Source organism: Sphingomonas sp. 28-62-11 (assembly GCF_002278865.1).
GTDB lineage: Bacteria > Pseudomonadota > Alphaproteobacteria > Sphingomonadales > Sphingomonadaceae > Sphingomonas.
The window spans coordinates 1-17,594 of record NZ_NCGB01000049.1 but is presented as its reverse complement, the minus strand read 5'-3'; the positions used below and the strand labels follow the sequence as shown (position 1 = coordinate 17,594).

Genomic DNA, 17,594 nt, shown 5'->3' with positions numbered 1-17,594 from the left:
GTCCATAATTTGCCGCCATATCCAAAAAATTGTGTCTGACACAAAACGAATTGACCCGATACCGCTCTTCTCCAATCCCTCTGAAGCTGCCTGTGCGCAAAACTTCAGCCTCGCTCGCTCAAAGGCTTGGCGCCACGAAAACCTAAATGTCAGTTCCCAATGAAAGCGGACGTTCGACGCATAAACAGGAAATGGCAGCAATGTCCTAGGGGGCGCCATTCCTCATTACGCGACGAGTACAAAATGAGCGGCGGCTTTCGGGATTGGCTGAAGACGCCTTAAATGGCGACAACTGGGGCGGTTGCCGCCGGGCAGCTTTCCACACCGAAACCTGACGGTCGGCTTTCAGGCGAAGCGCATCGATCGATGGCGCAGGAACGGCAGAAACTGGGTGGATTCCTGTCCGACAGCTTTCGGGAACAAGGAATGCCTAAGCGGACGTTCGCTTGGTCACTCGATGGCGACAACTATGCGCCCCAATATCTGCCGTTCCTCCGCACGGAAGTTGATCCCGAAAGCCGCCGTTAGGTCACGAAGCCTCTTATTCGTGTCACTTGCTGCCGCGTAGTGTCGCCAGCGAACATCGGTCCAAACCTGTTCCACCATATCCGCAGGGTTTCACGACACAGGTCGATACCGCGCCCGAACAGCAGGTCGTCAACATTTCGCAGCGACATCGGGAAGCGCACATACATCAGCACCACCAGCCGGATCACTTCGGGCGACGAGTTGAAACAGCGAAAGGGCCTAGGCGCCTTTGCTCTGGATTTGCGGCTCATTCGTTTCCGATATCAGCACCCTTAAACAGCACGAATCATCCAGACGTCCTGGGACAAAATCGGGTCAGTGACATAGGCATAGGACAGTTAGGAAGGATCGCTGCTGGAACCCTTTCGATCACGCGCATACTCGAGGACAATAAAGGCCCGCTGGCTGTCGTCATAGCCAACCGCGGTCGCGGTCTGTGCTTTGGGGAAGTCCGTTAGCTCTGATCTCCGTACGGTGCCGTCCGACAGCATCTCGCCCTGGCAATCGGCACCGCCTCTGTTCAGAAACAGGAAAGCGAAGGGCAGTCCTTCGGCCAATCTCTCCTTCAAACGTGACAAATTAGCGGCGATGGGGCGACATCCATCGTCCGGCTTGATCCGAATGCCATTGAGCACTTGGAAATCGCCATCCATCGGCGCTGCTGACTCAATGATTTGTTCGCCATATTGGATCTGTACGCGCGACGATTCAAACTGGGCACGATGCCCCGCGAGCCGTCGTGCATCATGGATGCAAGCCGCAATGGAATTGGCGGTGCTGGGGCCGATATGCGCGCGACTTGCTACATCGGGGATGATCGTTCGAAGATCGATTGATGCCGGCAGCAATCCTTCCGGGTCTGCTGCAGCCACATCCTGAGCTCGGCGATCGGCTGGTTGCTTGCGGACATCGCGCTGCATCCGCAAGCTCGTCTTCCGCAAGCCTGCCATCACCCGCATCGCCACGATGATGGTGTTGGCACGGCCAATCTTTAGCGGATCCAGCGCCTCGATTGCTTCACTTGCGCGGTGGATGGCGGCGATCAGTTGGGGCTCAGCATGTTCCGGCCCGGCCATCCGGTGGGCAGCTTGCTGGTACAACGCGCGCAGGGTCGCGAAAGCAGGTGAATCGATCTCTTGCCGATTGGCGGCTGCGATTAGCCGATCGAGCGCGCTGGTAAGCGCTACATCCTCAGCAGCCATTGCAGGCCTCGCTTACAGGACTATTGCCGGACGCCCAACTGACCGGTTGACGGCTGTCTCTAATGATCAAATCCCCCTGGATCGGCAGCTATTTCGATTTTCCTTCGCTGCCCTGGGTGTCTCCTCATTGCCGGTCGTAGGCCGAGCGTGAAACGACCGTCCGAAATGCGTGAAAAGTTATGCGAAAAGCCCTGACGATCAGTTATTCGCGACATTAACGGGGGAACAAATGTGATGGACCGAACACGGCGGAAGTATCGTCTGGAAATTTTGGGAGCGTTTCGCCTGTACGCGCCCGATGGCGAACGGATCGAGATCGCCAGTCGAAGGGGGCAGGCCTTGATTGCAATGCTGGCCTTGGCAAGCGGTGGCGAAAGGACGCGTGTATGGTTGCAAGACCGGCTGTGGAGCAGTCGCCAGCAGCCGCAAGCGCAGGCCAGCTTGCGGCGCGAGCTTTCCAATGTCCGGGCGATCTTGAACTGCGGCGGCATTCCACTGCTGAACGCAGACTTCAACCGAGTCTGGCTCGACCTGGATCAACTAGACGTCAGCACGCAGGAAGCCGGTTACGACCACGAATTGCTGGAAGGGCTCGACATTCCAGGCGAGGATAGCTTTGAGGACTGGCTCCGTGCGCAACGCCGGGCGCAGGAGGCGGGCGTGGAGCGCGACGCCGCCGGGCAGGCGCGGCTGCCTGCTCGCATTGTCGATATGGACGCCCCCGTCCCCGGATTTGCCAACAAGACGGCCATCGCCGTGTTGCCGCTGCAGAACATGACAGGTTCCGTCGCGCTCGATTATCTGGCCGATGGCATTAGCGAGGAATTGATAGAGCGCCTGTCAAGGCTGCGTTGGCTGCCGGTGATCGCCCGCAGCGCTAGCTTCCTGTACCGCGATCCACAAATCGAACTTCGCCGGATCGGCCAGTCGCTTGGCGTTCGCTATGTGCTGGAAGGATCGCTGCGGCGCGGGGCCGACGTTGCCCGACTCGGCTTGCGGATGGCCGATGCGGAAACCGGCCTGAATATCTGGTCGTACACGGCTGACCTTCCGCTGCCATTTTCGCAGCCAGTATTGGATGCACGGATCGTCGAGATCATCGGCGTGCTCGATACGCGGATTGATGCGTCGGAAAAGGCGCGGGTCAGCATCGCCCCTACACACGATCTGGGCGTAGAAGACCTGATCTGGCGTGGTCGTTGGCATCTCCACCGCTTTACGCGGGAGGATTCCTTGCTGGCGGAAGCATGCTTCAACGAAGCCTTGGCACGCGTGCCCAATTCGGCAGAAGCACTGATACAGTTGACCTTCTTTCACGCCCGATCAATCTGGACTGGGCGCAAGAACCAGGCCCAGATGCAGGCGCTCAGCCGGCTCGCCCAGCGTTCCATTGCCGCCGATGGGGAGGATGGCCGCGCCTATATGTATGCCGGTATGGCCGAACTCTGGCAGCGTCGGCCCGGGCCAGCGCTGACATTGTTTTACAAGGCGGTAGCGCTAAATCCCAGCTTGTCGCTTGCTCATTCGCAGATCGGCAGCACGTTGATCCTGGACGATCGCCCGACAGAGGCCACCGCGCCGCTCCAGCTCGCGCTGCGGCTTGGGCCGAATGACGAACATACCTTCCTGGTGCTGGGCGAACTGGCCATCGCGCATTGCATGATGGGCAACTGGGAACACGCGATCGACCATGCCGATCAGGCCCTTCTCCGGCGGCGCGCCTATTGGTACGCGCACGTGACCAAAATCAACGCGCTGGCGCGGCAGGGGCTGCTGACGGAGGCGCGCAATGCTCATCGGCACTTGCTGGAGATCAAGCCCGATTTCTCGCCAGAATTGGTGGATTGGCTGCCCTTCATGGATCCGCGCTGGAACGAATTTCTGAAAGTCGGGCTGAGGCTGGCGACCCCGGAACCGAACGAACGGATCGCTGATCAAGGAAGGTAGCGTGGCATTCTTCAAATGGTTTGATCGGATCGCCATTCTGCAAGCCCAGGATGAAGCTCCCGGACTCATGGCCCTGCCCGCTTCGTCGGAAGGGAAGATTACTGTTTTCGGACCGGTTGTTCGCCCATCGGCCCATCTCGCGACGATCGACATTTCCCAACTTGCGAAAGGCCGCTATCCTCACTTCGCCGACGAATACCTGACAGTCCGTTCCCGGCCCAACATTTGCCGAAAAACGCTTGTTCAGCGAACGGCGGGTTTTAGGAGAACGAAAAGCCGCGCTGAACGGCTGGGATTGGGGCGGAAGCGGAAGTACGCCTTTACCCGCGCGCGACAGCAGCTTTCGTTCGCCGATCCCCTGAAACCTGCCTGTCAGCTAGCAGCTCAATACGAGCCGGCCAGTTAGGGCCGAGTGGGTCCAGCGTAGGTCACATTTCGCCGATCGACTGAGCCAACGCACTTCCAGAAGGCAACGCTGGATTTCGCTTCGTCGCCGCGTTTGGGTGGGGCTTGGGTCGATCATCGACGGACCGCGGATTATTGACCTATATAATTGAAAAGCATTGCCTTTATTCGTTCAGTCAACTTCCTTCGTAATGCGGGGGTCACAGGTTCGAGTCCTGTAAGCGGCACCATTTCTCCGAAATTATAACCAGCGCAACTGAACAGAGGTCTTAATCCGGACGGATTGCATCCCGGCGTGTCCATTTCTGTTTGACTTGTTGGATTTTGTTCTTCAAATGTTCTCACCGCATCTTCAGGTGAGGCGGTATGATTCGTCCTTCAGGCCAAAAGCAACAAAGCGCGTTTTCACATTGGTTGCGGACGGGCAGGTTGCCCCCTGTTTCGGTCAATGCCGGAATCGAACTCAAGTTCAACCCCTGGCACGATCCCGATGATGGTCGGTTCACCTTTGCGGGATCGGGGCGTCATCATGGCGCAGGCGGGGGCCAATCTGCTGATCGCGCTAACCCTCCGCAACCTCGAATCACGGCAAGGCCGCGCGTAGAAGCGACGCGCGCTGGGCAAACGGCGCGGCCGGCTCCGAAGCCGGCAGGCCGTGGGGCGACTGAGGCGAGATTCAAGCCAGTGGCAGTGCAGCAAGACAGGCAAGGCAATCCAGCTGTCGAGTTTGTGGGTGGTGTTGGTGAGGGGCTTTATGGTGTCGCAGAAGGCGTCGTGACGGGTGCCTATGCGGCGTTGACGACCAACCCGGCCACGACGGCGCGCAATGCAGTGTTGGGGATTGCCAACACGATTGACGCGGCGATCGCGGCCGAGGAGACACCGGCTCGCGTTCAGGTGTCGCGCGCCGCCCGGGCGATTGGCAATGCGACACCACGCGATATCGGGCGCGCCGCCGGATCAGTTGCCGGAAATCTCGCGGTGTCGGCTGTGCCGGGTACGGCGGTCGCGAAGGTTGCGGCAGCGCGTCGCCTTCGGATGGCAAGGCCCAGACCGGGTCCGTTTCCGTCGCCGCAGATCGGCTGGGTGAGGGAAAATCTCGGTCGCGACAGTCCTGCAAAGCGTTACAACGATTCAGCACCCAACGCCCGGCCCGGTATGGCGCCGACACTGATGCGAACAATGGCCGACGGTTCCAAGCGTCCAGTGAAGTTCGACGGCACACTAGGTGAGTACATGGAAGATTGGAAACTGAAAGTTGTTAACGCGCCAAGGGCACGAGCCCAAGTAGCACGCCAGACGCAAGCCCTTGAAGAAAATGGAGCTATCGGAACGTGGGTCGTTCCGGATGAAGTTCAGCGCGCAAAAGCCCTAAAACTGTTTAAATCGATGAATATCAAAAACATTAAAGTAAGGGTAGCGAAGCCATGATTGCTCTTCAAGTCGCTCGAATTATCGCTAATTTTATGCTGTTCCTCGAATTAACCGATGAAGAAAAACTGGATCCCGACGAGGCGGTCGAGATGATGGAATGTATGGCAGGTGATATCGAAGGTCTCGATAAGGGTTTTCTACGCGAACTCGTCGATGCATTTGCGATTATCGCCGAAGAGTATAGCGGTGAAGCGCAGAAACTGGTTCGCGACATTCCGTATGGATTTTACCTCGAAGAAAAACTGGCAGAGGATGATCCTGTCCGCCTGGCGGAACTGGAAGCAATTCGTGACGCCAGAATCGACTGATCAGGCCGGAGCAGCGTTTCATTCCTTGTTCGTTGCTGCCGCGTAAAGCGCCGCCGTCCGTATCGTGACGATAGCGCAGGCTCCAAAGCACGTAACGCGGTAATTGCCCGGTGGCGTTGCCTCGTCGCGCCTCTAAGACCTAACAAAAAAGCGGCGGAGGATTGCTCCCCCGCCGCTTTTGCGTTGATCGAATGCCCGGGCGAACCGCCCCGTGCTTAAAGCTTGGTGCGGATGCCCAGGAAGAACAGCCGGCCGAGGCCCGAGACGGGATAGGCTGAGCTCGACAGGTACGGTTGAGCGTCAGTCAGGTTGTTGACACCGCCATAGATCGCGCTGTCCTTGAAAATGTCGAAGTTGAACGACAGCCCATGGACGAAATAGGTTGGCGCGAAGCCTGCATCGCCGAATTCGGTGGCGATCCGCTCGATCTGCACAGCCGCAGCTACAGCCGTGCTGTCGATATACTGCACGTTATAGCCAACGGTGAACCGCCCACGCTTGACGTTAATGTTCGCCGTGCCCGAAAATTCCGGCACGCTCAGCTCGCGTAGCGCCGGGTTGACCAGGGTCGGGTCATTCGGATCGAAGAAGCGATCGACCTTTTCAGTCCAGTTGCCGTTGACGCCGACATTGATCTTATACTGGCTGATATCGAAGCCATAATTGATGCTGGCGTCGATGCCTGACGTTTCGATCCGGCCGAAATTGAGCTGGGTTTGCGTCAGGAAGTTAAAGCCGAACGTTGCGGGCCCAGCGGTTGGGCCGTTGCGCCGGAACAGGCTGCAGAACTGGTTCGGGAAGGTCGTGTTGTCGTAGCAGGTGTTGACGATATCCTGCGCCTGCACCGCTGCAATCGCATCGTTGATGCGGATCGAGTAGTAATCGGCCGAAACCGTCAGCCCGCGGATGAAGCGGGGTTGCACCACAGCACCGACGGTGAAGGTGGTCGCGGTTTCCTTGTTCAGATTGGGGTTGCCGCCGCTGGTGCCGGAAAAACGCCCGGTGAGCGGATCGCTGTAATTGGCGATGAAGGTGGCAGCGTTGGGAATACCAAGAGCCGTTGCCGCCGCGATGCAGTTGGCACGGCGTGCGGCTGTGGCGTTCTGGTTGATGACGTCGCACGGATCGGATGGACGGAAGGTCGCGCCCTGCGCCGGGCTGAACAACTCGGCAATGTTTGGCGCGCGGATGGCGCGGGCATAGGTGCCGCGGAACCGGATATCGGGAATAGGTGCCCAGATGCCGTTGACGTTCCAGGTGAAGGCACCGCCAACCGTCGAATAATCGGCATAGCGGCCAGCGGCACCCACGGTCAGCTCATGGAAGAACGCGGTGTCCTTCAGCAGTGGCAGCGAAAATTCGCCGAACACTTCTTTCACGTCGAACGACCCGCCCGTGTTTAGCGTGCGCGTCGACGGATCGAAAATCAGCTGCTGGTTGGCTGACACGTCACCGATAAACGTGCCGGCCGGGCCTGCGGGCGAATTGGCGGGCAGGATGCCGAGTTCGAGATCGCTGAAGCGCGAGCTGGACGTTTCACGGCGATATTCACCTCCGATCGCGAATTGCACTGCGCCACCGGGCAAGGTGAAGAAGCCGCCCGTATCACCCGTCACCGTGCCGTTGATGACAAACTGGGTCAGCCGGAACAGATCGGTCGTTGGCGTGGTAATGAAATCAACCGCGTCCTGGCTGATCGAGTTGACCCCGTTCAGGATGTTCGCCGGGCGGCACTGGCCGTCACCCGGGCGGAAAGTGAAGAAACCGCCTTCGATGAAAGGGAAGGTTTCCGAACCGGGGTGGGGCACGTTGCTGATGTTTGATCGGCAGATCGGCTGACCATTCGGCCCGCGCACCACGTCGATCGCAGCGAACAGGCGATCGTAGAGCACTGAGTTGCTTTGGGTGACCGAGTTATCCGTGCGGCCATAGTTGGCGACGAGTTCGTAATTCAGGTTGCTCGTCACCTCGCCGCGCACGCCACCGACGATGCGATAGGTGTCGCGCTTGGCGGTCTGGATGTTCGGCCCGAGATCTAGGAAATCGCGGCTGACGCGAAGACCACCAGCGGCATTCGATTCGGCCTGAAGCGCGGCTGGCGTGAACGGGTTGTCCGGGAAGATCAGCAGCGAATCGTAGAAAGTGTTGTAATTGTTCCGCGACGTCGTGTTGTTGCGTGCGTACTTCGCATCAACGAAGAACTCCGCCGCCGGTGAAAGCTCGAAATTCGCACGGAAATCGCCATAGAAACGCTCGCTGCCTGGGATCAGCGAGGTCTGGTTGGTACGTTCCACCGCGCCGTCACCACCAAATTGGTTCTGGCTGGTCGATATGATGCCGTCTTCGAAAATCTTGACGCCACCGTTCGACGTCGAGACATAGCAGCCGCCGCCGCCAAAGCCCGTCCAGCCGACAAAGCTCTCATTACAATCGGCGATGCCATTGTTGTTCAGATCGGTGCTGAACCGCGCGAAGTCAGCGCGGAAGATGAGGCCAGCATTCGAGCTGATGGCGAACACGGGTTGGCGTGCGATCACGAATGTCGGCGAATTGGTTGCCCGGTCGATCAATGCCTGCTCTGCAGCGGTTGGCGTGCGGCCCGGAAACATCGTCGCAAATTGCGCTGCCGTTGGGATTGCCGGGCCGAACGAGATCCGGCTGGTTCGGGGGCCGGGGCCACCGACGCGGAAGAAGTTCGCAAAGTTCGGCATCGTCGCCGCGTTGATGTCGCCCTTCTGGAAACGGCGGGCCGGGTTGGCATAAGTCGTCGAGTTGTTGCCCCGACCGTTATCTGCGGTGAAATCGCGGTCACCCAGCAGCACTTCGGCGTCATTGGTATAGCCTGCGGTGAAGGAGAAGTTACCGCGGCCGCCGGCAAAATTCTTGCCGTAGGTGCCTTCGATCCGGAAAGTTTCGCCATCACCCTGCGACGAAATGCCGCCCTGAGCATCGATGCGCAGGCCTTCGAAATTTTTGTTGAGTACGTAGTTTACCACGCCGGTAACGGCATCGGCACCGTAGACGGCGGATGCGCCGCCGGTCAGCACGTCAACCCGCTCGATCAGCGCATTGGGGATTGTGGCCACGTCAACCGTCTGCGCACCCGCAACGCCAGAAACATGGCGATAGCCGTCGATCAGTACGAGCGTGCGGTTGGAGCCGAGTTGGCGCAAATTGAGCGTCGCCTGGCCAACGCCGCCGCCGCCGCGCTCAAGCGAATCGGCGACCGAACCCGATGAGATCAGCGCCGGGATCGTGCGCAGCGTGGCTGTTACATCGGTGTTGCCGGCTGCGCGGAGTTGTTCAGCCGTTACGCTGCTAACGGGCAGCGGGGCGGTGGCATTGGGATCACGCTGCAATCGGCTGCCTGTAACGACGATCGTGTCGTCGTTCGCCGCTGGTTCCGCATCTGGCGCCGTTTGCGCATGGGCTGCTCCCCCGAGCATCAGCGCAACAACAGAAGCGCTGGAAAGCGCGAAAAGCTTTGAACTCAAATGCATTTGATCCCCCAACAGCAATAAAATTACCAGTCAATGGTGGATCAACATTTCTTACATTGCAACGCAGCAAAAAAGTCGCACGCGCCGGTCACAAAGTTTTTCCCTAAGTGTAACCATAAAGCCACAAAATAGTTGAGCAAAACGCACCAGCCGCGCGTTTGACCCCTCGGCGTGCTTGCTCGACGTCGCGCGTCGCACGTCACGCGATGCTCGTGTTCTGGCGTCAGGGGCTGGGCGGGGTGTCGCTACTGGTCGAGTGGGCGGTGTACAAGATGCGCATCACCGTGTCGCCCGGATCGCGCAATGGATCAGTGGCGATCGTGCTGACGCGGCCGGCCTCCGGCGCCGTCAATCTCTCAACGATTCGCCCGAAAGGATCGGCAATTGTGGCAACCTCCTGTCCCTTCGCGACCGAATCGCCGAGGTCGACCAGCAGCGTCGCAAAACCACCCCGGCTGGTGCCGACCCGGGCGAGTGTATCACCGATATAGGGGGTGACTTTTCGGGGCGGCGCGCTGCCGCCCGGGAGCATTTTCAGATCGACCATCACCCGCTGGATACCGTCGACCGCCCGGCCGATGACTCGACGGTCGAACATCTCGGGCCGTTCGAGCTCAAGCGTGATTGCGGGAACGCCGCTCTTTAGCATCTCGGTCTCAATACTGCCGGCAACGCCCGGATCGATCTTGATCATGTCGGGGCCGATGAGTTCGCCGATCGCGCGTGCCCGCGCCGAATCAGCAAAAACATACATTGGATAGGCGGTGCCGCGCGACTGGGTGTGCAGGTCGATCGCCGTATCAGCATTGGGTCGCAGCACCTGCGACCACAGCCGCCCGGCATATCGAACCGCCCGATCGTTGCTCGCCGGATCGCCCGGCATCAGGCGGTTGAGATTGGCCCCATCCGCCCCGTCGCCCGGCGTGAAGGCGCGCGTGTGATGTAAAAGTCCTGGCGTGTTCAACCCGGGCACGGCAACAATCGTTCCTGAAAGCCGCGCCAGATCGATCTTGCCGACCAGCCGGTGGATCACATCGATCCCGTTGAGTTCATCGCCGTGAATGCCGGCCGTCAGCAGCAGCCGGTGGCCAGGCTTCGCGCCCTTCATAACGATTACCGGTACGTACCAAGCCTGGCCGATCGCATTATCGCTGACCCGGAACCAGAAGCGGTGGACCTGCCCTGTGGCGAGATCGCTGGCATCAAGCCGGTCGATTACTGGCGTTCCGTCAATGCGGTCGCTGGTCAGGACGGTTTGGGCTTTGATGACAGTTGTGGGAAGCAGCCCCGGTATGAGGCAGAGCGCCGCCATTGCAAAGGCGCGGACCAAGGCGAACAAACGGACGATGGCATTGATATAAGCGATGGGATCGGCATCGCAAACCATGTTTGAGAGGCGGTTGAGGCGGGGTTCGTTGCGGTGGTACGTCGTGGACGTCAATTGGGTCGTGAAGCGAAGGGAATTGTTCGGTCGTCCGTTATTTGAATGCTTGGCCACATTGGTCGTTTTGGGTAAGCAGCAGCGAATTAATTGGGGCAGTCGTTCATTGTTATCCACCGGTACCGTTTTGGGCACGGCGACGTTTCCCATGGCCGCGCTGTCCGCATTGGCAGTGATTTCAGCCCTCGCACTTACCGTCTTGGGTGACGCCCATCTCGTCGTTCTGGGCTTTGCCGTTGCCAGTCTACTGTTCGTTCTCGCCAGCCTGTTGCCCCGCGAAGACGGCTTTCTCGCCGATCGCGCGCGGCAGGTTGCCGAAACGGGGCGTCGGCGCCTAGGCTACTGCTTGGCCGCGATCTGCAGCGCGATTATTCCGGCCGTGATCGTGCTTGTGAACGTTCAAGTGCTCAGTTGTTTCGTCGATGATCCCTCAACTGTCCCGGTGCTCGGGTGGTTGTTTTCCTATGGGGTTGCGACCGGTGCTTGGACGCTTCGCGCACAGATCGCCGATCGCCGATTTCGGACGCTCAGCAGCATTCAGGCCTATGCCGCCCATTTCAGTTACGCCTTGCTTTCGATCAGCGTATTAGCTTTCGGGATGGAGGTCTCGGCGGGGATCCTGATTTCCACGATCCCCCAAGTCCTGCCGTTCATGGTCGGCCTGTTTCTAGCCCTGGCAGACCGCAATGCCCTTCGTGACGTCCAAATATGATGATGGGTTGCCGGCCGTTTAGTCGATGATGATTCGGGCATCTGAGCAGGCACGAGCATGACTGACCTGCAGAGCACATATTTTCTGCGCGTGCCGCCGTTTCCGAGGGCGAGACCAGTTTCGCCCGCGGTTGATAATGCCCCCCGCAACGCCCCGCTGAACATGCTGGCCACGGACGAATCGCCATCCGAGGTACGAAGGCGACTGCTGTCGGTTCGGGTAGGCGGCGAATTCTGGGCACCACCAATGCCGCATACGGGTGCGGCCATTCACATCCTGTGCCCACAAACCCTTGCTCAGGCAAAGGGCATGCATGCGGCGCTGATCGCTTCTGGCGCGTTTCCGTGGCGCGCCATCGTCCCGACCGGACGCGAAGGAAAGCGCATCAAAGCTTGGCTGCAGCAGCAGGGCGGGCGTGTGGATTATGGCCCTGTCGATCCTTGGTCGATCCTCGACGGGGCTGTGAGTTTATTCGTCTCAGCAGGTGATGAGCGTGCCATTGTGGCACAGATCGCCGGTGTCCCTGTGCGGCATTTTACAGTCGCCGATGGAAGGGAGATTGCCTCGCCGCCAGTCGATCCGCTCACGGTGATCGAAGCCGTTCTACTCGCCAACCGGCACTATCATGATTGTTTTACCGGCGCCCCCTGCGCGCCTATCGCGATGATCGACCAGCTCACCGCTTGGCGGACGATGATTGACGGCAATCGAAAGATTGCGGCCGCGGCGGGGATCGCAGACTGGAAACGCCAGGAAATTGAGACCTTCTTATGGGCCGGCCAAGCCCGCCAGCGACTTTTTTATCGAAGCGCCGCTAATGCCGTGCAAGCAGCCGGACGTGCCAAAGGGGCGATTGCGGTATGGCCGTCCCGTGTTCCTGCATCCGTTTTTAGTCTTGCCAAAGCGGCGAGCGTTCCGATTTGTCAAATCGAGGATGGGTTCATCCGGTCGGTAGGTCTTGGTAGCGGCCTGCATCCGCCCCAGTCGGTTGTCGTTGATCCGATTGGCATTTATTACGATCCCACCCAACCCAGTGCCTTGGAAGTACTGCTTGAAACAATGCCATTTCCGCAATCATTGATCGATCGGGCGTCGGCCTTGGTTGCCATGATCGTCGCATCGGGAATCAGCAAATATGCCGCCGGGCACGATCGGCCCCCTGAGTCGCCGGCAACGGGCCGCCGGGTTCTTGTGACAGGCCAGGTTGAAGATGATCGATCGGTCTTGCTAGGCGGCGGCGACGTTAGGGGTAACTTCGATTTGCTCCGTCGGGCACGTGCGCATGAGCCCGACTCCTTTCTGATCTTCAAACCGCATCCGGATGTTGAGGCAGGCCACCGCAAAGGCGCGATTAGTGACCGGGAGTGCCTGAAATTCGCCGATCTTGTCGTGCGTGACGTATCAATGGCGGCGATGCTTGAGGCGGTTGATGCGGTCCATGTCTGGACCTCTCTGGCAGGGTTCGAGGCGTTACTTCGCCGACGCGAGGTTATCGTCCACGGGCAACCATTTTTTGCGGGATGGGGATTGACCCAGGATTTGGCCGGTGCATTGCCACGGCGAACCCGCCGCCTGTCGCTAATGGAGCTTGTGGCGGGGTCGTTGCTTGTCTACCCGCAATATCTTGATCCGGTGACCAAACTGCCATGTACGCCCGAACTGCTGATTTCAAGAATGGCGCAGCCAAGCTTCCAGCACCAGAGCTTGCTGACTCGCGTCCGCGCGCTTCAGGGCCAGGTCAATCGGTGGTTTCGGTGAACGCGCTGGTGGAAAATTTCCCGCCGGAGAAGCGCGTTTTCCTGTTCCTGCAGGGGCCGCATGGCTCGTTTTTCCCAAGGCTGGGTCGGGTTCTGCAGTCGCATGGCCACCATGTGCTGCGGATCAACTTCAACGGTGGGGATCGCGCCACCTGGGGCGGTCAGATCGATTATGTCGGGCGCGAAAGCCGCTGGCCCGATTATATCGCCCGTTTTCTCGGCGATCGTCAGGTGACCGACCTTGTCGTCTATGGGGATTGTCGCCCGAAGCATGTCCTTGCCATCCGGGCTGCCAAGGCGATTGCGGTGCGGGTCCATGTTTTCGAAGAAGGCTATATCCGTCCCGACTGGGTAACGCTGGAACGCGATGGCGTGAACGGTAACTCGACACTGTCCCGCGACCCGCAATGGTATGTCGAGCGTGCCCGAAACCTGCCGCCCGTGCCTAGCTTTCCGCCCATCGAGTCGTTTCAAACAGCACGCGGCTGGGGCGCATTTTTCTATTACGCCGAATTCGTGCTCCAATATTGGCGATTCCCCTTCCATCGCAGCCATCGCCCAAGTGATCCCGTCGCCGAAGGCGTGGAATGGCTGCGGCGGTTTCAGCGGCGGAAGGAAGAATATGCGCGCGCAGAGGCTGCACTGAACAATCTGCAGACGGCAGATTACGTTATCTTTCCGCTTCAGCTCGATTCTGATTACCAAATCAGACTACACTCGGATTTTCGCGGGATGCGGCCTGCGATTGTCAAGGTAATGGCTAGTTTCGCAGACCGCGCGCCCGCAACGATGCGGCTGGCCGTGAAGGAACATCCGCTGGATGCCGGCCTGAACGACTGGCGCAAGATCACGATGGAGGAGGCGCACCGTTTCGGTGTGGCCGATCGGGTGGATTTTATCGAACATGGCGATCTGCTGCAGCTGGTTCGGCGCGCGCACGGGATGGTCACCGTCAACAGCACCGCCGGGACGCTGGCCCTCATCGAGGGCAAGCCTGTCGCGGTGATGGGTAATGCCGTCTATGACATCGCCGGGATTACGCACCAGTCGGGACTCGATCAGTTCTGGCGTCACGCTCAGGCACCCGATCAACATATCTTTGACGCCTTTTACCGGGTTCTCGTCGATCGTTGCCTGCTCCGCGGCGCGTTTCTCAGCGATGCAGGCATCGGGATGCTGATCGACACGGCCGTTGCCCGTTTGTCCGCAGATCGCGAAGCAGAGAACATACCGGCTGCGCAAACGATAGCGTTGTAATGTCGAAACCGTCGGCGCCGAAATTGTCTTAAATGTCCGACGTTAAAACATTTGGCGCAGATCGAAACGTGGTCCCGCAGTTGGTCGTGATTGCCCGACGCGGATGGTGCAACCAAGGTCTATACGGGATAAGCCAATATGGACTTTTTGCTAGCAATGGCCAGTTTCCAGTTGCATAGGGCGCCGATGAATCTCCTCAGCCAACTGCCCGCTTCGGCGAAGCGTCATCCTTGGTTTATGGCAGCGGTGGTGGTGCCTGTGCTTCTCAGCGCCATCTATTTTTTTGGGATCGCTTCCAGCCAATATGTCTCTGAGTCCCGCTTCGTAATCAAGGCGCCGAACCAGCGCACGTCGCAGGTCTCCTCTTTCGCCAATCTCATCCAGACAACGGGCCTTTCGGCAGGGCAGGAACAGTCTAATCAGGTGATTGACTTCGTACGGTCACGTTCAGCGTTGGAAATTCTCGTTCAAGAACTGTCGATCCGAAAAGTATATGGTGCCGCAGAGATTGACCTGCTGTCACGTTTTCCGCTTCCGTGGCAGAAGGGTGCTTTTGAGGAGCTGTTTGACTACTACCGCAACAAAGTGCAGATTAACCTTGATACCGATACAGGGCTGGTTGTGTTGCGAGCGATAGCGTTCAACCCGGCCGAAGCCGCAGCGATTAATCAGAAGTTGCTTAAGCAGAGCGAGCAACTGGTCAACGAGCTGAACGAAAACGCGCGCACCAAGGCGATCGAGGAAGCCGAGATCCGAGTAGTCGAGGCCGAGGCACGGGTGGCCGCCGCCCGACGAGCGATTGCCCAATATCGGAACCGTGTGTCGGTCGTTGATCCTTTGCAGGAGGCAACGGGCGTCGGGGAGATTGTGAATCGCATCATCTCTGAGCGTGCCGCGCTTGAGGCACAGTTATCGACTCTGCAACAAGTGACACCTGACCACCCTTCGATTCCAACACTTCGGGAACAGATTGCTTCCCTGACGCGCGAAATCGCGCGACAGACTGCCCGCGTGGTTGGCAGAGGCAATACAATCAGCAGTAAGCTTCCTTCTTACGACGCGCTCAAACTCGAGCAAGAGTTGTCATCCGAACTATTGGTCCTTGCTCAAACCACGCTTGCAGGTGCCCGAACCGATGCTCTTAAGCAGCAGTTTTATTTGGAGCGGGTCGTAAATCCGAATACTCCCGACAAAGCCGAGTATCCCAAGGCTTTTCGAACCGTGCTAACGATATTTGGCTTTGCTCTCTGCCTTTATTTCATAATCTGGATGTTTGTGGTTGGCATTCTCGAGCACGCGCCGGAGGAATGAACCGATGAGTTCGTTGAGCGAGGGCTGGGATATCCAGGTCCGGGTTATTGGTGCCCTGATGCTCCGCGAGTTGACCACGCGCTTCGGTCGCGAGAACATCGGCTTCCTTTGGATCATGGTTGAGCCATTACTGTTTGCAATTCTTGTCGGCATTCTGTGGCGGATCATGAAGGGACCACTGGAATATGGGGTGGACATCGTCGCCTTTGTGGTGACCGGTTATATTCCCCTCGTCTTGTTCCGCAGCACCATCTCCCGCTCCATCAGTAGCTTCACGGCCAACAGCGGCCTGATGTATCACCGGCAGGTCAAGGTGCTTGATGTCCTGTTGGTGCGCTTTCTGGTTGAACTAATCGGCCACATGATGGCTTATCTTTTCATTGCACTTGCGCTTGGGGCCTTCGGCTTGTTTCCCGTACCGTACGATATTGGTTTCGTGATACTGGGCTGGGGTTATTATGCCTTATTCACGCTTGCTGTTGCGCTAGTTGTTGCACCGCTTAGCGAAATGAGTGAGGTCGTTGAAAAGGTGATGCCGGTCACGATCTATATCATGATACCGTTTTCCGGTGCCTTCTATCTAGTCAGCGCGCTCCATGGGGTTGCGGCAACTGCCGTGCTCTATTCTCCACCGGTGCATGGCATGGAAATGATGCGGTATGGCATATTCGGTCCTTCGATCGCTCCGCATTATGATTTTCTTTACCCGCTGAAATTTATCCTCCCCTGCATGGCGCTCGGCCTCCTGTTGTGCCGCATAGTACGCCGTCGTTTGGTGGTCGAATGATCGTCTGTCAGGACATCCGGAAGAGCTACCCTGCGGGCCACGGGCGACGCGAGGTGTTAAAGGGCGTCAACTTAACTATCGGGAAAGGAGAACGTGTGGCCGTGCTCGGTCGCAACGGCGCTGGCAAATCCACCTTCATCAAGCAGATCGGCGGGGTCGAGCTGCCCGACAGCGGCCGCATCCACCGCCATATGACCTCGAGCTGGCCGATCGGCTTCAACGGCGGCTTTCAGGGTAGCCTGACCGGCTATGACAACGCCCGCTTCATCGCCCGCATCTATGGCCGCGCCTATGCCGAAATGCGCGATTTCGTGGAGGATTTCACCGAACTTGGTGGATCGTTGAAAATGCCGGTGAAAACCTATTCTTCCGGGATGCGCGCCCGCCTCGCCTTCGCGCTCTCGCTCGCTATCGAATTTGATTGCTATCTGATCGACGAGGTCATCCTGGTTGGTGACCAGAATTTCCAGCGCAAATGCCACCACGAATTGTTTGAAAAGCGCGCCGACCGCGCCATGATCATTGCTAGCCATGACATGAACACCATCCGCGAAACCTGCAATCGCGGCATGGTCATCCACAACGGCTTGGCCACTCATCACAACGATGTATCGCAGGCGATTGCGGACTATGATGCGCTTTAGGTAGGCGTGCAGCCCGAATTGGTCAGTTATTTGATAGCCTGTGATGTGGTGACTGACGTAACCCCCGCCTGTCATTCGGCGGCAACTATAGACCGGCCGTTATTTGAGCTGGTACCCGTTCTTGGGCCCCACGGCTGGGCCTTATCTAATTCTTGCCGGCCAGTCCGGGCCAAGTGCCTCTGACAGAGTGCGGACGACCTCAATTTTGCAAGGTGATTTTCGAACATTGATGATGGCTTGGCGCTTTTATCGCTCGTGTGTTAGGCCTCTTGTTGTGGCCTGATAGTCGCCACGGGCCGGTATGCAGTTCGAAGAACGAGGTCCACATCGGTTCAGAGAGCTTTATGCTCGCGTGCCGGGC

General features: G+C 58.5%; 16 protein-coding genes. 12 read left to right on the top strand and 4 right to left on the bottom strand.

Going from position 1 to position 17,594, the window contains the following annotated elements; all coding sequences use genetic code 11:
* The first annotated feature begins 282 nt into the window (after nt 1–282).
* Nucleotides 283–528 (top strand): hypothetical protein, encoded by a 246-nt coding sequence (locus B7Y49_RS13590; protein WP_374128140.1) that lies wholly within the window; start codon nt 283–285, stop codon nt 526–528.
* On the opposite strand, the gene B7Y49_RS13585 is transcribed toward B7Y49_RS13590, so the two are convergent.
* Nucleotides 525–716 carry a transposase gene (locus B7Y49_RS13585; protein ID WP_374128139.1) on the bottom strand — a complete coding sequence of 64 codons (192 nt, stop codon included), beginning with the start codon at nt 714–716 and terminating at the stop codon, nt 525–527. The two genes, B7Y49_RS13590 and B7Y49_RS13585, sit on opposite strands and share 4 nt — an antisense overlap.
* Before the next feature lie 150 nt (nt 717–866).
* Nucleotides 867–1,730: a hypothetical protein gene (locus B7Y49_RS13580; RefSeq protein WP_374128138.1), complete on the bottom strand. Its 864-nt coding sequence runs from the start codon at nt 1,728–1,730 to the stop codon at nt 867–869.
* Nucleotides 1,731–1,964: 234 nt separating this feature from the next.
* On the opposite strand from B7Y49_RS13580, the gene B7Y49_RS13575 reads away from it, so the two are divergent.
* The 5 genes from B7Y49_RS13575 (at nt 1,965) to B7Y49_RS13555 (ending at nt 5,824) form a co-directional block, all read left to right on the top strand.
* The gene (locus B7Y49_RS13575; RefSeq protein WP_374128137.1) at nt 1,965–3,677 is read left to right on the top strand and encodes a hypothetical protein; all 1,713 of its coding nucleotides are present in this window, start codon (nt 1,965–1,967) and stop codon (nt 3,675–3,677) included.
* Nucleotide 3,678: 1 nt separating this feature from the next.
* Entirely contained in the window at nt 3,679–4,083 is a 405-nt protein-coding gene (locus tag B7Y49_RS13570; protein WP_374128136.1) for a hypothetical protein, read from the top strand.
* Nucleotides 4,084–4,530: 447 nt separating this feature from the next.
* Complete coding sequence (locus tag B7Y49_RS13565) at nt 4,531–4,686, top strand: hypothetical protein (RefSeq protein WP_374128135.1); 156 nt, start codon at nt 4,531–4,533, stop codon at nt 4,684–4,686.
* 80 nt (nt 4,687–4,766) lie between these two features.
* Nucleotides 4,767–5,513, top strand: coding sequence for a hypothetical protein (locus B7Y49_RS13560; protein WP_374128134.1), 747 nt, complete (start codon nt 4,767–4,769; stop codon nt 5,511–5,513).
* Between the two features lie 35 nt (nt 5,514–5,548).
* Complete coding sequence (locus tag B7Y49_RS13555; RefSeq protein WP_374128133.1) at nt 5,549–5,824, top strand: hypothetical protein; 276 nt, start codon at nt 5,549–5,551, stop codon at nt 5,822–5,824.
* Nucleotides 5,825–6,039: 215 nt separating this feature from the next.
* Here B7Y49_RS13555 and B7Y49_RS13550 read toward each other — a convergent pair whose 3' ends face one another.
* Nucleotides 6,040–9,324 carry a TonB-dependent receptor domain-containing protein gene (locus tag B7Y49_RS13550; protein ID WP_374128132.1) on the bottom strand — a complete coding sequence of 1,095 codons (3,285 nt, stop codon included), beginning with the start codon at nt 9,322–9,324 and terminating at the stop codon, nt 6,040–6,042.
* A 223-nt stretch (nt 9,325–9,547) separates the two neighbouring features.
* Nucleotides 9,548–10,765, bottom strand: coding sequence for a succinylglutamate desuccinylase/aspartoacylase family protein (locus tag B7Y49_RS13545; protein ID WP_374128131.1), 1,218 nt, complete (start codon nt 10,763–10,765; stop codon nt 9,548–9,550).
* On the opposite strand from B7Y49_RS13545, the gene B7Y49_RS13540 reads away from it, so the two are divergent.
* From B7Y49_RS13540 to B7Y49_RS13515, 6 genes are all read left to right on the top strand, one after another.
* Nucleotides 10,755–11,477, top strand: coding sequence for a hypothetical protein (locus tag B7Y49_RS13540; protein WP_374128130.1), 723 nt, complete (start codon nt 10,755–10,757; stop codon nt 11,475–11,477). The two genes, B7Y49_RS13545 and B7Y49_RS13540, sit on opposite strands and share 11 nt — an antisense overlap.
* 309 nt (nt 11,478–11,786) lie before the next feature.
* Entirely contained in the window at nt 11,787–13,235 is a 1,449-nt protein-coding gene (locus B7Y49_RS13535; protein WP_374128129.1) for a hypothetical protein, read from the top strand.
* Nucleotides 13,232–14,491: a capsule biosynthesis protein gene (locus B7Y49_RS13530; protein ID WP_374128128.1), complete on the top strand. Its 1,260-nt coding sequence runs from the start codon at nt 13,232–13,234 to the stop codon at nt 14,489–14,491. The genes B7Y49_RS13535 and B7Y49_RS13530 overlap by 4 nt, the downstream gene beginning before the upstream one ends.
* Nucleotides 14,492–14,677: 186 nt before the next feature.
* Entirely contained in the window at nt 14,678–15,802 is a 1,125-nt protein-coding gene (locus B7Y49_RS13525; protein WP_374128127.1) for a capsule biosynthesis protein, read from the top strand.
* Nucleotides 15,803–15,806: 4 nt separating this feature from the next.
* Nucleotides 15,807–16,589, top strand: a complete 783-nt coding sequence (locus tag B7Y49_RS13520; RefSeq protein ID WP_374128126.1) for an ABC transporter permease — start codon at nt 15,807–15,809, stop codon at nt 16,587–16,589.
* Complete coding sequence (locus B7Y49_RS13515) at nt 16,586–17,233, top strand: ABC transporter ATP-binding protein (RefSeq protein ID WP_374128125.1); 648 nt, start codon at nt 16,586–16,588, stop codon at nt 17,231–17,233. Before B7Y49_RS13520 ends, B7Y49_RS13515 begins: the two co-directional genes overlap by 4 nt.
* Nucleotides 17,234–17,594 lie beyond the last annotated feature (361 nt).

Coding starts and splice junctions, on each gene's coding strand:
- B7Y49_RS13580 (WP_374128138.1), bottom strand. CDS start 1,730: ATGGCTGCTGAGGATGTAGCGCTTACCAGCGCGCTCGATCGGCTAATC.
- B7Y49_RS13525 (WP_374128127.1), top strand. CDS start 14,678: ATGAATCTCCTCAGCCAACTGCCCGCTTCGGCGAAGCGTCATCCTTGG.
- B7Y49_RS13520 (WP_374128126.1), top strand. CDS start 15,807: ATGAGTTCGTTGAGCGAGGGCTGGGATATCCAGGTCCGGGTTATTGGT.
- B7Y49_RS13590 (WP_374128140.1), top strand. CDS start 283: ATGGCGACAACTGGGGCGGTTGCCGCCGGGCAGCTTTCCACACCGAAA.
- B7Y49_RS13535 (WP_374128129.1), top strand. CDS start 11,787: ATGCATGCGGCGCTGATCGCTTCTGGCGCGTTTCCGTGGCGCGCCATC.
- B7Y49_RS13550 (WP_374128132.1), bottom strand. CDS start 9,324: ATGCATTTGAGTTCAAAGCTTTTCGCGCTTTCCAGCGCTTCTGTTGTT.
- B7Y49_RS13515 (WP_374128125.1), top strand. CDS start 16,586: ATGATCGTCTGTCAGGACATCCGGAAGAGCTACCCTGCGGGCCACGGG.
- B7Y49_RS13575 (WP_374128137.1), top strand. CDS start 1,965: ATGGACCGAACACGGCGGAAGTATCGTCTGGAAATTTTGGGAGCGTTT.
- B7Y49_RS13565 (WP_374128135.1), top strand. CDS start 4,531: ATGCCGGAATCGAACTCAAGTTCAACCCCTGGCACGATCCCGATGATG.
- B7Y49_RS13555 (WP_374128133.1), top strand. CDS start 5,549: ATGCTGTTCCTCGAATTAACCGATGAAGAAAAACTGGATCCCGACGAG.